The sequence below is a fragment of the Fodinisporobacter ferrooxydans genome, assembly GCF_022818495.1.
In the GTDB taxonomy this organism is placed as follows: Bacteria; Bacillota; Bacilli; order Tumebacillales; family MYW30-H2; genus Fodinisporobacter; species Fodinisporobacter ferrooxydans.
Map to the genome: position 1 here is coordinate 2797146 of NZ_CP089291.1, position 15793 is coordinate 2812938.

A 15793-nucleotide genomic window follows, 5' to 3' on the forward strand; every position below is an offset into this window, starting at 1 on the left:
AATAAAGCTCCTTTCAGTGCCTCCGAGGTTAGTTGACGGGTTTGGGAAGAAAGGTAGCCCATCACAACATGTGATTCACCCCAAAAAGAATCCCCCGTACTGCCAAATAAGTAAAACAATTACAAACTTTGTGCAGATTCGGCAAATTTTTAGTTTTTTTTTATATTCTATCAAACTACCAACAGTTTGAATAGCAACTTTTGCTAGATTTTTGTCTATTTTTCATTACAATTCTGTTACAAAAGAGGGGAAAATCGCGATGAATGCAAAAATTAGTCGCTCATTGTTGGTTATTGCCATTACAAGTCTGAGCGGGATGTCCTTAGGTTTGATTGCAGCGAGTACCCGTTTTTGGATCATGAACGCTTGCTTGTGGGGAGTATCTGTATTATTTTCATTTGTTCAAACACGAATCAGGAGAAATCGATACAAACATTCGATACAACCACCCGACTATTCACTGCACGTACTTCTTTTTTTGTTCGTTTTGTCCGGCTGGAAATCCTATCTTGCTTTATCCACAGAGGAGTCATTGATTCACACAGCACCAATTAAAAGTGGCAAAAGTGGACGTCAGGTAGAATGGATGAGCATCCAGGTGGATAGCCAGCCAATGTATACAAAGCGCCCGACTTGGCGGCAAGTTCCTGTGAAGATTGTATCCAAGCATGGAGAACCTGCCATTTTCTTATTCCAGCCAGCGGAGATCCAACGACAGACGGAACGATCTTCCATGGCTCCGCTTCAGCGGGGAGACGCCATTTCCGGATATTTTTTTGTAAAAAAGGCAACTCCTCAAGGGAAGTCATTGCAAATGCCAGATATATGGAGACGTGTACATGAGTTAACACGGCCTCAATATATTGTATCTGCACCGTCTCGGCCGATTTCTTCCAGAGAATTGCAATCATCCCCATGGCAAATCGCTTCAAAACGGCCCGCTGTCCGACAGAAAATCCTGAACATTCTTTATGAAAAATTGCGAAACGTACTGCCGGAAGAAGATGTATCCTTTGTATTTGGATTGATGTTCGGAGATACCCATGGGATCCGTCCGGATGTAAAACAATCCTTTACAATTCTGGGTATTTCCCATATTTTAGCTGTCTCCGGAATGAATATCGAATTATTGATATGCCCGTTGCAATGGACATTCCGTTTTTTTCGCATACCGTTTCGCGCATCGAACGCATTGACCTGTGTTCTCATTACCTGTTTTGGCTGGTTGGCGGATGGGGGCGCTTCTGTCATGCGTGCAGTTTTGGCAGGAAATATAAAATTGATTGGGGATATTTGCAACAGAAAATCAGATCCTCTTACAGCACTTGCATGTTCAAGTCTTGTTTGTACATGGTTGAACCCTTTTTCCATTGCTGATCTAAGTTTTGAATTTTCCTTTATGGCTTCATTATTTTTAATTTTGTTTTCATCAAGCTTTCAAAAACGATTCATGAACATACCACTGCTGCGGCACATGAATATGGAGATATACTGCGCCGCTACTGCTGCTACCATTCCGATCCAATTGTATGTATTTAAACAATGGTCACCCTATTCGGTTCTTGCAAATCTTCTTTATGAGCCATTGATTCCCCTTGTCATGATAGCCATCTTGATTTTGCTTGCGACATCTCTTGTATTGCCGCCTATTGCCTATGGAATGGGCTTTATCCTGCATCCGCTCTTGTGGATTCTCGATGTGCCGCCTGTATGGTTCATGAATCATGCAGGAATCTATATCGTTTCTTTCAATCAACAGGAAGTAACCTGGTCTTTGGGGATTTATGCGCTTGCCGCTGCATGGCTCATTTATGAAGACAGGCCGTTTTTGTTTTTGTATAGAAAAAGAAAACAAGGACACGATACTAGATGAACCTGACTCTATCTTGGTATTGGAGAATTTTGCATGCCGTCATTGTTGAGAAATTTGTTTCGATATACGCAAATTTCGTTAGTTATTTTACAAATTACTTTTGGCTGTGCTTGGAATTTGGAGCATGCCGGGAAGTTTCTTCTTTCATCGGAGACTGAAAATGAAAATGGGAATAAAAATGAAAATTTACCGAAAGTGGTTCCCAATACATCGAACCCCGTTCATAAATTATGAGCAAATCTTCAAAAGTGGAAAAACTTCGTCAACTCCGTCGCGGAATTGTTTAACCACTTTTGCACACACATTTTTCAATTAAACACACATCATGAAAGTATATTTTTGAAAAAAATGTGACAAAAGTTTGTGAAAAAAGGAACTTTTTAAGGTTTGTTTCTCTATACTATGAGTAAGAATTGCAAATCGTCAATGGTACCGCAAATCGACAAGGAAGGAAAAATGAAGACACTCGGAGTGTGCATGGCATGCGCCATAGAGCAAACACTACAGATGGCAGGCTAGGGAACTGACAACTGTACCTTTTTACCAGGTATCGACGATGCAGGGTGGGGGAGGAAACGCAAATGGCGAAAATAGTAATTTTAGGCGCAGGGTATGGAGGGTTGCTTGCTGCTGTATATTTGCAAAAAGCGGGAGAACCCTTTGCGATTATTAATAAGCATACCTACCATCACTTTACAACATTGCTCCATGAAGCGGCCGGCGGAAGAAATGATGTTGACGAATATGCGGTGCAACTGTCGGAGATTTTGCCTGCACCGACTTCCGAGGTGATTAAAGCGGAAGTTTCCGAGATCAGGCCGACTGAAAATCAAGTGCTCACAAACCAAGGAACGCATACGTATGATTACTTGATTTTTGCACTGGGAAATGCGCCGGAATTCTTTGGCATACCAGGATTAGCCGAGCATAGCTTTCTGCTAAGAAGCTTGAATACGGCAAAAGAAATTCGACAACATATTGAACAACAGTTTGCCAGTTATAAAGAAGATGAAGATCCGACAAAACTTCGAGTCATCGTCGGAGGTGCGGGCCTGACGGGAATCGAATTGGTCGGTGAGCTTGTCGACTGGATTCCCGAGTTGTGTTCCAAATATGCAGTGCCAAAAGATGAAGTGGAAATCATCAATTTGGAAGCGGCCCCGGTGATCCTGCCAATGTTAAATGAAAAATTGCAGCATGTTGCGTATGATGTGCTGACCAAAAAAGGTGCCGATATTCGTACAAATACGAAAATTGTTCGCGTTGGAAAAGATGTGGTCGAATTGGCATCTGGCGAATCCATTGAGGCAAAAACGATTATTTGGACAGGGGGTGTGCGAGCAAATCCCCTTGTTGCCCAAAGTGGTTTTCAGGCAGATAATCGTGGACGGGCAAAAATTAATCAATTTCTGCAGTCAGTCGATTTTGAAAATGTATTTGTCATCGGCGACAGTGCGGTGTTTATCGGCGAGAATGGCAAGCCGTATCCGCCGACAGCGCAAATTGCAAGTCAGATGGGAGAAAAAGCGGCAGAAAATATTTGTAATCTTATCCAGGGAAAACCCCTTAGCCCATTCACTCCGAACCTGAAAGGCACGCTGGCTTCTCTTGGAAGAGATCTTGGAGTCGGGGATGTAGCAGGTATGAAAGCCTCGGGAATTCCTGCCGCTTTATTGAAGGAATTTACCAAGGTGAAATATTTATACTCTCTTGGCGGCTTGAAAATGGTTTCGCAAAAACGCGGACAATGGTCAAGACATTAGGCCAACAGCAAACCGTTGAGAAACAAAAACGTCAAAAGCAAATTTCTCCAAGGATCCGTTTGCCATGAAGGCAAGCGGATTTTTTTGCAACTCATTTTATTGGTCTTTTATTGTTCTGTACATATACTGGCGATTTTAGTACCATTATTTCTAAGTATAGGATGTTCAAAGAGCAGTCAAAACTCCACGTGTCTTGCTTAACCACTTTTTGAACACGCACGAATAGGAAGCATCCGTATTTATGAATGGAATTTCGGTTGGAAGTAGGTATTTGTTTTGGCTATGCATTTTCATGATCTATGGAAAACGATTCAACAAAAGAATAAAGAAATTGCCCCTATCTATTTGCTGTACGGAACAGAGACCGGATTTATGCATAAAGTGATTTCTGCCATTCAAAAACGCTTATTTGGCGAAGAGACAACGGAACTGCTCGCAAGCAAATTTGATTATGAGGATACTGCCATTCAGTCGATTCTTTTGGAAGCGGAGACTCTTCCCTTTTTCGGGGAACGCCGGTTGATCGTTGTCGATCGGTTTTCTGCCGTTACTGCACAAAAACAGTCCACTCTCGATCATCACCTGGATGAATTGCTGCGTTATTTGGACAATCCTTCCCCTTATACGGTACTTGTGTTATTGGCGCATACGGAAAAGTTGGATGAACGGAAAAAAATCAGCAAAAAATTTCTCGCGAATGCAATCGTATGCTCGTGCCAACCGATGAAGATGGACGAATGCAAAGAATGGGTGATGGAGTATTGTCGCCAAGAGCATGTGAATATTTCAAAGGAGACGACAGAAACCCTGGTGCAATACGCCGGTACAGACATTACAGCACTCGAACATGAATTGGAAAAAATGATTTTGTACGCAGCGGATACCAAAACAATCGCAGAGAGTGACTTGTTGAATCTTGTTTCGAAGTCGGCAGAGCAAAACATCTTTACGTTTATCGATCATCTGGTTCGGCTGCGATTGGAAAAAGCCTGGGAAGCGCTGCATGATTTGCTGCTGCGAAAGGAAGCGCCGATCTACCTTTTATTTATGATCGCGAGACAGTATCGCCTGATATTGCAAACCATGCTGCAATCGGAACGGGGATATTCCCAGCAGCAGATTGCGTCTCAATTGGGCGTCCATCCATATGGTGTGAAAATCGCCTATGAACAAGGCAAAACATACCGAAAAAAGCAGTTGGAGTGCGTTTTATCCCAGTTGGCGGAGATCGATTACCGGATCAAAACCGGCAAAGAACAAGATCGCATGGCATTGGAACGATTTATTTTACTTTTGCCTCAGCTTTTGCATCGCGATGCAAGATGAAAGAAAAAAGTCAGAAAAAAAGCGACCCGTAAAGGTCGCTTTTAAGCACTTACAACAGTCGCTTGATTGAATTTCTTTGTCATGCGGGATTTTTTGCGGGCAGCCGCATTGCGATGCAAAATTCCTTTTGATACTGCTTTATCAATGGTGCGGAGAGCACTCTTAAGTGTAGCCTGAGCCAACTCGACATCATTTGCCGTAACAGCAGCTTCAAACTTCTTGATGGATGTACGAAGCGCTGATTTTGCAGAAGCATTGCGCAATCTGCGAGTTTCACTAATTCTCACACGTTTTTCTGCAGATTTGATATTTGGCACGGAACGTCACCTCCTTAAAAAACAGGTCATAGGAGTCCTGTTAATAACACAATGGGTATTTTATCATGTGGAACAAGCAAATGCAATGCCGATGTGTGCAAAGATTGCTAAAAAATACGAATCCAAGTATTTCATGCATAATTGTAGATACATCTGGCAGTCTAAAACTATTGACTAGACAAAGGAGGACCGGAAGATGAGGTGGCAACATCAGCATTTACATAGGAATCGCTATCGAAAGGATCGCAATGATTCATCACCACCCCCTTCCAATATGAGCGTTCGTACAGACTTGGCCCTTGAAGCGCATCAATTGGCAAAGGCAGTGACACCGGAATTTTCGGGAGTGGAGACGGAGGAAAAGGAAGACAATGGCATTCGGATCACCCGCATGCATATCCGGAGTGCGCTCGCGGCAAAACAGATCGGAAAACAAAAAGGCCATTATTCCACGTTGGAAATCCCGGGACTGCGGCAAAAAGATCCGGAGTTGCAGCGCCGGGTTGCCGTTGCTTTTGCAGAAGAATTGTCCCGGTTTTTACATATTTCCAAAGACTCAACCGTCCTTGTTGCAGGCCTTGGAAATTGGAATGTGACACCAGATGCACTGGGACCCTTGGTAGTGGAAAATGTTTTTGTGACACGGCATTTGTTTCAACATATGCCGGAAGTTGTGGAAGAAGGATTTCAACCATTAGCTGCCATCTCACCTGGAGTATTAGGAATTACAGGGATTGAAACGAGCGAAATCATTCGCGGAATAGTTGAAAAGACAAAACCTGATCTTGTCATCGCGATCGATGCGCTTGCTTCCCGCTCTCTGGAACGGGTGAATACAACCATTCAAATTGCGGATACAGGCATTCACCCAGGTTCGGGTGTGGGGAACCGCAGACAAGCGTTAAACAAAGAAACATTGGGAATTCCGGTAATTGCCGTTGGCGTTCCAACTGTTGTAGATGCGGTAACAATTGTCCATGATACGATGAATTTGCTGATGGGTCGTTTGAATGCGGAAGTGCCAGGCAACGCAATGGGACAAATGTTAGGAAATTTTAATGAACATGAGAAACGGCAGTTGATTTTTGAACTTTTGCAGCCCATGGGCCAAAATCTCATCGTCACACCGAAAGAAGTGGATGAATTTGTGGAAGATGTGGCAAATATTTTGGCAAACGGCGTCAATATTGCCATTCATCCTGCCATTACAAGCGAAAACGTTGAAATGTACACACATTAAATAAAAAAATGAAAAGGTCAAAAAAGGTCGCGAAAGCCAATCGTGACCTTTAAATATGTTTGCCGTCAGCAAAGCAATTGGGAGAATCTATTCCTTTTCCAAACAGAAATGCAAAGAATGATAGATTTTGATGTCATACGTCCTTCAAAACTAGCATATCTATTACTAGTCATCAAATGTAACAGCAATCAGATACGATCGATCCGGAAACGCGAAGAATACTGGAATCATTACACTGCTCTTTGACAGAATTTGCGGTCAATTCCCAAACGGTGAAAATCGGAAAAGGAGTGACAAACATGCATAAGCATGTGTTTCGTACGTATACGCTGCAAATCAACAGCAAAAAATCCCGAAAAATCATTACAAGCCTCGCCTGGTTTGTCGCCATTGTTTTTGTCGTTACAGGCTTGCTCGTGAGCCGATCGACGCTTCTGGAGAAAACCCAAAGAGAAACATTGACTGCAAGTGCCGGAGCGGATGCAGGCTTGTCGTCACATCCGTCCGACAACGGAAATGGCCTGGCGACAGAATCTTTACGTCCAACATTTTTTTCCTATCTCATGTATCTTATGACAGATATCAATTTTCACGATGTAAGCAGTTTATTAAATTGGCAAATTCCCATGATGAACGTCAGTCAGGTACAGTTGATTTCCGGCGGCGCGGACAAACCAGGACAAGGATCATTCGTGCCGCCCAAAGAAACAGATCCAACCCAATCTGCTTCAATGAGTCGTACGATGCAAGAACATGCAGCAAACACCAAGCCTGCGGGTGGGACAAGCACTGCAAACACCGCCGCAACGACGGATCAAAATCCAGAGGTGTATATCTACCATACGCATAATCGGGAAGCCTATCTGCCGGAATTGCATGGAGTCACACAACCGGATGATGCTTACGATGCAAAAATCAATATTACCCGTTACGGAGATACTCTTGTACAAGATCTGAAACAATTGGGCGTATCATCGATTCATACAACAAATGACTATTGGACGATGGGACCCTACTGGAATGCTTATAAATATTCGAGACAAACGGTTAAACAGGTATTAAAACAACACCCTGGGTTAAAAATGATATTAGATATTCATAGAGATTCGGAACCAAAATCGGTTACGACAACGATTGTCAAAGGTGCCCCAACGGCGGGAATCTATTTTATTATCGGCGGAATGAATCCGCATCATGATGAAAATGAGCGCTTGGCGAACGCATTGAAAAATCAAATGGATCAGGAATATCCTGGTTTGTGCAGGGGTATATGGAGAAAGACTTCTACACAGTATGATACGATTTATAACCAGGATTTAAGTCCGAACAGCGTGTTGATTGAAATCGGCGGACCCTATAATACGCCGGATGAATTAAATCGGGCGGTTGATGATTTGTCGCACGTGATTGCAGACGTATTAAAAAAAGAGAAGTAGATTGAGGAAAGGAGAAGCAGAGGGATGCTGGTACGGGAACGCTGTCAAAATGCTCTCATGCTAGTCGGTTTAAGTATCTTGCTCGGATTTGTATGTGTGATCGGATATCAAACCGTTATGAAAGGCATCCATCATGTGGTAGCTGTGCAGGCGGGTTTGACAGCGGCAGATGCCGGAGGGCCGAACAGAGCCTTGCAATCCAGCCGATCGGCAAGCCTGTCCCGCGGAACTTCGTCACAGAACATGCAAGCAGCCCAGGAAGCCGTTGTCGCGATGGCGCCTGTACGTGCTCAAGATATTATTAAAGGAAAAACAAAAGAGAAACATACAAAAATAAATTCCCAAGAATATAATAATCAAACGAATCAGCAAACGAATCGGCGAATACAAAGTTCCGCTCCCAATTCTTCCAACCTGGCGAACGCCTCGCCGACATCCAAGATTACAACCGGAACATTTGTAGAGCGAACGGGAATCGGTGTTGGCATTCTGATCAAAAAAGGCGCCCGTTCGATGTTTGACAGTCTTACAAAAGTTTTGGAAACGACAAAAGTCAAATAAAAAACAAAAGGCATCTGCCTAAAGGAAATCTGTAGACAAAAGGAGTAAATACCCTCGCCTTATTGCGGGGGTATATGTGCGATGCTATAATAGTGGACAGCATTTGAACGGCTTTGAAAGGGGAAGTCGCATGGACGCTAGAGAGCGGCAAAAACGTATTCGGAATTTTTGCATCATTGCACATATCGATCATGGGAAATCAACTCTGGCAGACAGGATCTTGGAATATACAGGTGCAATCACGAGCAGGGAAATGCAAGAGCAAGTATTGGACCAAATGGATCTGGAACGGGAACGCGGCATTACGATCAAATTACAGGCGGTGCGGCTCAACTATCGGGCGAGAGACGGTCAAGATTATATCCTGAATCTGATTGATACACCGGGACATGTGGACTTTACCTATGAAGTATCCCGCAGCCTTGCGGCATGTGAAGGCGCTTTGCTAGTCGTGGACGCTGCACAGGGAATCGAGGCGCAAACACTGGCCAACGTGTATCTGGCATTGGAAAATGATCTGGAAATTTTGCCTGTCGTTAACAAAATTGATCTGCCAAGTGCCGAGCCTGAGCGGGTAAAGCAAGAAATTGAAGATATTATTGGTTTGGATGCCAGCGATGCGGTACTTGCATCAGCGAAAGCAGGGATTGGGATTGAAGATATTTTAGAGCAAATCTGTGCAAAAGTGCCGGCGCCGACCGGTGATCCGGATGCACCATTGCAAGCTCTCATCTTTGATTCCCACTATGATCCGTACAAAGGTGTAATCGTATATGTTCGTGTGCTGAATGGTTCCATACGTCCCGGGATGACGATCAAAATGATGGCGACACAGTCATCCTTCGAGGTGATTGAAGTTGGCGCATTCCGTCCGAAGCCGACATCCATTGATCAATTGACGGTAGGCGATGTGGGGTTCATCGTTGCGGGAATCAAGAATGTAAGAGATACGCGAGTGGGCGATACGGTGACGGATGCGGCTCGTCCTGCGGCAGAGCCGCTGCCTGGCTATCGGAAAATCAATCCGATGGTATTTTGCGGTTTATACCCGGTTGACACGAATGATTACAAGGATTTGCGGGAAGCACTGGAAAAACTCGAATTGAATGATGCAGCGCTCAAGTACGAACCGGAGACAAGTTCTGCGTTGGGCTTTGGTTTCCGCTGCGGCTTTTTGGGACTTTTGCATATGGAAATTATCCAGGAGCGACTGGAGCGGGAGTATGGATTGACGTTGATTACAACGGCGCCGAGCGTCATTTACCATGTGCATACGACAAACGGAGAAATCGTGCAAATTGACAATCCCAGCTTGATGCCGCCGCAAGATCGAGTCGATCATGTGGAAGAGCCATATGTCAAGGCGTCCGTGATCGTTCCTCGCGATTTTGTTGGCACTGTCATGGAGCTGTGTCAGGAAAAGCGCGGAACCTATGTGGATATGAAATATCTCGACGAGACGCGTGTAACGTTAATTTATGAATTGCCTTTGACGGAGATCGTGTATGATTTCTTTGACCGTCTGAAGTCCAGTACAAAAGGATATGCCTCTTTTGACTATGAAATGATCGGTTACCGGGAATCCAAGCTGGTCAAGATGGATATTTTATTGAATGGTGAAATCGTCGATGCGCTGTCGTTTATTGTACATCGGGATAAAGCATACCAGCGTGGCCGTCAGCTTTGTGAAAAGCTCAAAGACTTGATCCCGCGACAAATGTTTGAAGTGCCTGTACAAGCAGCTATCGGCAATAAAGTTGTGGCGAGAGAATCGATTAAGGCGATTCGCAAAAACGTTTTGGCGAAATGTTATGGCGGTGACATTACCAGAAAACGAAAGTTGTTGGAAAAGCAAAAAGAAGGGAAAAAACGGATGAAGCAAGTAGGGAGTGTGGAAGTCCCGCAAGAAGCGTTCATGGCCGTTTTGAAGATGGATTAGAAAGCAGATCATTGGGATTTTGAACCTCCGGGCTTGCGTGCCGGAGGTTTTTTTATGCAGAGATTTTACTTATGCAACGTTCCATGGTTTAATCATACATAGATTTTGAACCAATTGGCGGTGAGTGAATGAACGTACCTGTACGCTCTCTCTATATACACATTCCTTTTTGTGGAAGCAAATGTTTTTACTGTGATTTTAATTCCTATGTGAGCTCGGAAACTGTTATGGAGCGTTATACGGACGCATTGTGCAAAGAATTAACGATGATCGCACAAACCGATTCTGCCTTGCCTTTACGCACCGTGTTTTTCGGCGGCGGGACACCGACGCTGTTGCCGCCGCGCTTGCTGGAAAAAATCTTGCAGACACTGCACCAATTCTATTCAATAGAAGCGGATGCCGAGATTACGATGGAAGCAAATCCGGGTTCGGTGGATTCCGATACATTGCGAATCATAAAGGAGCATGGCGTGAATCGTTTGAGTTTCGGCGTGCAAAGTTTTGACGATACCATGCTGCATTCACTCGGACGATTGCATGATCGCAATACGGTGTATCGGAGCTTTGAAATGGCGCGGAAAGCAGGATTCTACTCGATCAACCTCGATTTGATGTTCGGTTTGCCTGATCAAACATTGGAGTTGCTGGAAGATAGCGTATCACAATTGCTTATGCTTGCACCTGAGCATGTATCTGTGTATGGATTAAAAATAGAGGCGGGAACACCTTTTGCAAAATGGTATGATGCGGGGCATTTGCAACTGCCGCCGGAACATGCGGAAGTCGCCATGTACGAATTCGTGCAGCAATCCCTGGCGGATCATGGCTATGAACAATATGAAATTTCCAATTTTGCAAAACATGGCCACAAGTCTCGCCACAACATTGTATATTGGCGGAATGAACCGTATCTCGCTGCAGGTGCCGGTGCTCACGGCTATGTCGGAGGCCGGCGATACGCCAATATCAAACGCTTGGATCCTTATATGGAAGAACTCGAAGCGGAAAAACGGCCGATTGAGTCAGTCGAGAGTATTTCCGTGGAAATGGAGCAAGAGGATACGATGATGCTTGGGTTGCGTTTGGCAGAAGGAGTAACGTATGATCGCTTTTTCACACGTCACGGTGTAGCGATGCAAGAAGTGTTCGGTTCCGTCATTCAGGATTTTGCAGGAAAAGGACTATTGGAAGTCGATGAATCAGGCGTCCGCCTGAGGCGATCCGCTTACATTGTCGGCAATGAAGTGTTTGCCGGATTTATTGACATTTAGATCGGTACATTGGTCACGCGGATGCCTGTAAAAAGCATTCACAAACCTTTCACAATTCATAAAAAACGGTCGCATTGTGATTGTCTTGATATTGACAAAGGAATACAGCTTTGGTATGTTCGTTTTGAAGTAATTAGCACTCGATGCATTAGAGTGCTAACAGGAGGTGGATGGTGTGTTAACGGAGCGGCAAAAGCTGATTTTGCGTGCCATTATTGAAGATTACGTGCAATCGGCAGAACCTGTAGGCTCACGGACATTGTCCAAACATGAGGATATACAGTTCAGTGCTGCAACGATCCGGAATGAGATGTCCGATTTGGAAGAACTCGGATTTCTTGAACAACCGCACACATCAGCCGGACGCATTCCCTCCAAAAAAGGGTATCGGTTTTATGTCGACCATTTGCTGGATCCTTTTGAATTAAAATCGCACGATATCGTATCGATGCGCAGTCTTTTTGTGAAAAAAATGGATCAATTGGAACAAATTGTACAGCATACTGCGCATATTTTATCGAGTTTGACGAATTATACGTCGATTGTTCTAGGTCCGCAAATTTATGAGCATAATGTACGAAGGATTGATTTGATTCCCCTTCGTGATCGGTCTGCCGTTGTCATCATCGTCACGGATACGGGACATGTGGAAAACCGGACGGTACAGATACCCGAGCATGTTTCTGTAGATGCGATCGAACAATTCGTTCGCATATTAAATGATAAATTGACAGGCGTGCCTTTGTATCAAATTCGTTCACGCATGTACAGTGAAATTATGCAGGAGATGCAAAAGCATCTTGAGACATACGAAGAGGCGTTGGCGATTCTTGACCAAATTTCACATCCGGATCAGGAAGGTCGGGTGTATTTGGGCGGAACGACAAAGATGTTATCCCAGCCTGAGTTCCGGGATATCGAGAAGGTAAAGCCGCTTTTTGATATGTTTGAACATACGCAGCAAGTGGTTCAAATCCTGGGTCCGCCCGAACAACTCGGGATTCAGATTCGCATTGGCCTCGAGAATGGAGTAGAGCCTTTGCAAAATTGCAGCATTATTACCTCCACGTATTCCATACAAGGAAAACCGGCAGGGACAATCGGCGTGCTTGGGCCGACACGCATGGATTACGGTCGGGTGATTCGTATTTTGGCGGAATTGACTGATGTATTGTCAACGGCATTGAATCGTATACAAACATAAATACGTACCTGTGTTTTCTCCGAATGATTCGGACAGAAATACAAGTGAACATAGAATTGAGTATAGCGAAGCAGGAGGCGTCGTAATTGTCAGATACCAAACAAACGGATGCTCAAAAAAAGCCAGGTGACTCTGAGTTGGATGCATCGATCGATACAGCCCGGGAACAAGCGGGAGCAGGCGAATCGACAGATACGGAAGGGACGAATGATTCGGAATTTGCAAATGACGGGCAGGAGAATGGAACGCATTTGGAACTGCTTGCAAAAATCCAATCGTTGGAAGAACAACTTCGCGAACGAGAGAACCGAAATTTGCGTTTGCAAGCAGATTTTGACAACTTTAAGCGAAGAAGCCGCGCGGAACGGGAAGACTTGGTTCAGTTCGCGACAAATCGCTTGATACAGGCACTGCTGCCTGTTTTGGATAACCTCGACTTGGCGCTTGTTTCCGGGCAAAATGCGGCGGATGCGGCGAGTGTTGTCAAAGGCGTCGAAATGGTCGCCAGACAACTGAGCGGGGTATTGGAGCAAGAAGGCCTAACTGTAATGGAAGCAGCCGGGCAGGCGTTTGACCCGAATTTGCACGAAGGTGTCATGCAAGTGGAGGCGACGGACGAATATCCTGCAGGCACTGTTGTTGAGGAATTGCGCAAAGGATATTTGTTAAAGGGAAAAGTCATTCGCCCGGCAATGGTGAAAATAAGTCAATAATCAGGTATTTCAATCATTGCGATTCAAATTTGTTTTAAAAAAGGAGTACAAATTTCTTCTGTGCTTTTCAATAATATTCAAATTCAAGGATTGAACAATAGGAGGAATATACGATGGGAAAAGTTATCGGTATTGATTTAGGAACAACCAACTCTTGCGTAGCTGTCATGGAAGGTGGAGAAGCTGTTGTCATTCCCAATGCGGAAGGTGGACGCACCACTCCATCTGTAGTCGCATTCGCCAAAAATGGAGAACGCCTTGTAGGGGATGTTGCGAAACGTCAAGCGATTACAAACCCGGATCGTACCATTATCTCGATCAAACGTCATATGGGAACGAATTACAAAGTTTCCATTGAAGATAAAAACTATACGCCGCAAGAAATCTCTGCGATGATCCTGCAAAAATTAAAAGCAGATGCCGAAAGTTATCTCGGCGAGACTGTGACCCAAGCGGTGATTACCGTTCCGGCATACTTTAACGACAGTCAGCGGCAGGCGACCAAAGACGCGGGCAAGATTGCCGGTCTGGAAGTATTGCGAATTGTCAATGAACCGACAGCTGCTGCGTTGGCGTATGGCCTTGACAAGCAGGATCAAGATCAAACCATTTTGGTTTACGACCTTGGCGGCGGAACATTCGACGTATCCATTCTCGAGCTTGGCGATGGAACATTTGAAGTAAAAGCGACAAGCGGAAATAACCGCCTCGGCGGAGATGATTTCGACCAACGGATCATCGATCATTTGGTGTCGGAATTCAAAAAGGAAAACGGCATCGACTTAAGCCAAGACCGAATGGCGATGCAGCGTTTGAAAGATGCTGCCGAAAAAGCAAAAAAAGAGCTTTCCGGCGTTCTTACAACAAATATTTCCTTGCCGTTTATTTCCGCGGACGCGTCGGGTCCCAAGCACTTGGAGTTGAATTTGACACGCGCCAAGTTTGAAGAGCTGACGGCTGATCTGGTCGAGTCTACATTGGGGCCGACACGCCAGGCGCTATCTGATTCAGGACTTTCTGCAAGCCAGATTGACAAGGTGGTCTTGGTCGGCGGATCGACACGGATTCCGGCTGTTCAAGAAGCGATTAAGAAACTGATCGGCAAAGAACCGACCAAAGGTGTGAATCCGGATGAAGTCGTAGCCCTTGGTGCAGCGATTCAGGCAGGAGTGTTGGCAGGTGAAGTGAAAGGACTCTTATTGCTTGATGTTACACCGTTGTCCCTTGGCATTGAGACATTGGGCGGCGTGTTTACAAAGTTGATTGATCGCAATACGACAATCCCTACTTCGAAGAGCCAAGTGTTCTCAACTGCCGCCGATAACCAAACATCTGTGGAAATTCACGTATTGCAAGGGGAGCGGGAAATGGCGTCCTACAACAAAACATTGGGCCGTTTCACATTGTCCGACATTCCGCCTGCACCGCGTGGAATTCCCCAAATTGAAGTGAAATTCGATATTGACGCGAATGGAATCGTCAATGTATCTGCAAAAGATCTTGGCACAGGCAAGAGTCAAAACATTACGATTGCATCTTCCGGCGGCTTGGCGAAAGAAGAAATCGACCGCATGGTAAAAGAAGCGGAAATGAATGCGGATGATGACAAGAAGCGCCGCGAAGAGGTAGAAATTCGCAACCAGGCGGATACGCTTGTTTATACAACGGAAAAAACAATCAAGGACTTGGGTGATAAAGTCGACCAAGGGGAAGTGCAAAAAGCAAATGATGCAAAAGAGAAGTTGAAGCAGGCGCTTGCCGGTACGGATATCGAAGCGATTAAGCAAGCGCAGGAAGAGTTGAATCAAGTAGTTCAACAGTTGTCTGTGAAATTGTATGAACAAGCGGCACAAGCGGCGCAAGCAGATCCGAACAATGCACAGGCAGGCGGCGCCAGTGCAGCACAAGGAAACAAAGACCATGTTGTCGATGCAGACTATGAAGTTGTAGATGAAGAAAAGAAATAACCTGTCATATCTGTTATACTATTGCTTGAAAACGCAGGATCTCTAAAAAGTCGGAATCATGATTGCGCAAAAAAGCAAGGCAGAGTCAAAGTCCTATACTTTGACTCTTTCTTTCGATTTTGACGAGAGCGGTGTTTCAGTGGTATTATGAAACGATTGCAATTGTGTGAACGAGCGCAA

Annotated in this window: 12 protein-coding genes and 1 riboswitch; of the genes, 11 read left to right on the plus strand and 1 reads right to left on the minus strand. The window is 44.8% G+C overall.

The annotated features are described in order from the left end of the window. Positions 1 to 2 precede the first annotated feature (2 nt). A riboswitch (cyclic di-AMP (ydaO/yuaA leader) is annotated at positions 3 to 154 on the minus strand. Between the two features lie 105 nt (positions 155 to 259). From LSG31_RS13310 to holA, 3 genes are all read left to right on the plus strand, one after another. Next, the gene (locus tag LSG31_RS13310; RefSeq protein WP_347435585.1) at positions 260 to 1873 is read left to right on the plus strand and encodes a ComEC/Rec2 family competence protein; all 1614 of its coding nucleotides are present in this window, start codon (positions 260 to 262) and stop codon (positions 1871 to 1873) included. Between the two features lie 581 nt (positions 1874 to 2454). Continuing rightward, positions 2455 to 3636, plus strand: a complete 1182-nt coding sequence (locus tag LSG31_RS13315) for an NAD(P)/FAD-dependent oxidoreductase (protein WP_347435586.1) — start codon at positions 2455 to 2457, stop codon at positions 3634 to 3636. Between the two features lie 282 nt (positions 3637 to 3918). Beyond that, on the plus strand, positions 3919 to 4962 hold the full coding sequence (holA, locus tag LSG31_RS13320; RefSeq protein ID WP_347439511.1) for a DNA polymerase III subunit delta: 1044 nt from the start codon (positions 3919 to 3921) through the stop codon (positions 4960 to 4962). A 41-nt stretch (positions 4963 to 5003) separates the two neighbouring features. Here the strand turns inward: holA and rpsT are convergent, their stop codons facing one another. After that, positions 5004 to 5279, minus strand: a complete 276-nt coding sequence (gene rpsT / locus LSG31_RS13325; protein WP_347435587.1) for a 30S ribosomal protein S20 — start codon at positions 5277 to 5279, stop codon at positions 5004 to 5006. Between the two features lie 274 nt (positions 5280 to 5553). On the opposite strand from rpsT, the gene gpr reads away from it, so the two are divergent. The 8 genes from gpr (at position 5554) to dnaK (ending at position 15613) form a co-directional block, all read left to right on the plus strand. Next, positions 5554 to 6519 carry a GPR endopeptidase gene (gpr, locus tag LSG31_RS13330; RefSeq protein WP_347439512.1) on the plus strand — a complete coding sequence of 322 codons (966 nt, stop codon included), beginning with the start codon at positions 5554 to 5556 and terminating at the stop codon, positions 6517 to 6519. A gap of 299 nt (positions 6520 to 6818) precedes the next feature. Further along, positions 6819 to 7955 (plus strand): stage II sporulation protein P, encoded by a 1137-nt coding sequence (gene spoIIP / locus LSG31_RS13335; protein WP_347435588.1) that lies wholly within the window; start codon positions 6819 to 6821, stop codon positions 7953 to 7955. A gap of 24 nt (positions 7956 to 7979) precedes the next feature. Next, positions 7980 to 8516: a hypothetical protein gene (locus LSG31_RS13340; protein ID WP_347435589.1), complete on the plus strand. Its 537-nt coding sequence runs from the start codon at positions 7980 to 7982 to the stop codon at positions 8514 to 8516. Positions 8517 to 8646: 130 nt separating this feature from the next. Beyond that, positions 8647 to 10455 carry a translation elongation factor 4 gene (gene lepA / locus LSG31_RS13345; protein ID WP_347435590.1) on the plus strand — a complete coding sequence of 603 codons (1809 nt, stop codon included), beginning with the start codon at positions 8647 to 8649 and terminating at the stop codon, positions 10453 to 10455. Between the two features lie 128 nt (positions 10456 to 10583). Continuing rightward, complete coding sequence (gene hemW / locus LSG31_RS13350) at positions 10584 to 11729, plus strand: radical SAM family heme chaperone HemW (protein WP_347435591.1); 1146 nt, start codon at positions 10584 to 10586, stop codon at positions 11727 to 11729. Positions 11730 to 11904: 175 nt separating this feature from the next. Then, positions 11905 to 12933 (plus strand): heat-inducible transcriptional repressor HrcA, encoded by a 1029-nt coding sequence (hrcA, locus tag LSG31_RS13355; RefSeq protein WP_347435592.1) that lies wholly within the window; start codon positions 11905 to 11907, stop codon positions 12931 to 12933. 86 nt (positions 12934 to 13019) lie between these two features. Further along, on the plus strand, positions 13020 to 13646 hold the full coding sequence (grpE, locus tag LSG31_RS13360) for a nucleotide exchange factor GrpE (protein WP_347435593.1): 627 nt from the start codon (positions 13020 to 13022) through the stop codon (positions 13644 to 13646). A gap of 113 nt (positions 13647 to 13759) precedes the next feature. Next, the gene (gene dnaK, locus LSG31_RS13365; protein WP_347435594.1) at positions 13760 to 15613 is read left to right on the plus strand and encodes a molecular chaperone DnaK; all 1854 of its coding nucleotides are present in this window, start codon (positions 13760 to 13762) and stop codon (positions 15611 to 15613) included. The last annotated feature ends 180 nt before the right edge of the window (positions 15614 to 15793 follow it).

Coding starts and splice junctions, on each gene's coding strand:
- LSG31_RS13315 (WP_347435586.1), top strand. CDS start 2,455: ATGGCGAAAATAGTAATTTTAGGCGCAGGGTATGGAGGGTTGCTTGCT.
- holA (WP_347439511.1), top strand. CDS start 3,919: ATGCATTTTCATGATCTATGGAAAACGATTCAACAAAAGAATAAAGAA.
- LSG31_RS13310 (WP_347435585.1), top strand. CDS start 260: ATGAATGCAAAAATTAGTCGCTCATTGTTGGTTATTGCCATTACAAGT.
- hemW (WP_347435591.1), top strand. CDS start 10,584: ATGAACGTACCTGTACGCTCTCTCTATATACACATTCCTTTTTGTGGA.
- gpr (WP_347439512.1), top strand. CDS start 5,554: ATGAGCGTTCGTACAGACTTGGCCCTTGAAGCGCATCAATTGGCAAAG.
- LSG31_RS13340 (WP_347435589.1), top strand. CDS start 7,980: ATGCTGGTACGGGAACGCTGTCAAAATGCTCTCATGCTAGTCGGTTTA.
- spoIIP (WP_347435588.1), top strand. CDS start 6,819: ATGCATAAGCATGTGTTTCGTACGTATACGCTGCAAATCAACAGCAAA.
- dnaK (WP_347435594.1), top strand. CDS start 13,760: ATGGGAAAAGTTATCGGTATTGATTTAGGAACAACCAACTCTTGCGTA.
- lepA (WP_347435590.1), top strand. CDS start 8,647: ATGGACGCTAGAGAGCGGCAAAAACGTATTCGGAATTTTTGCATCATT.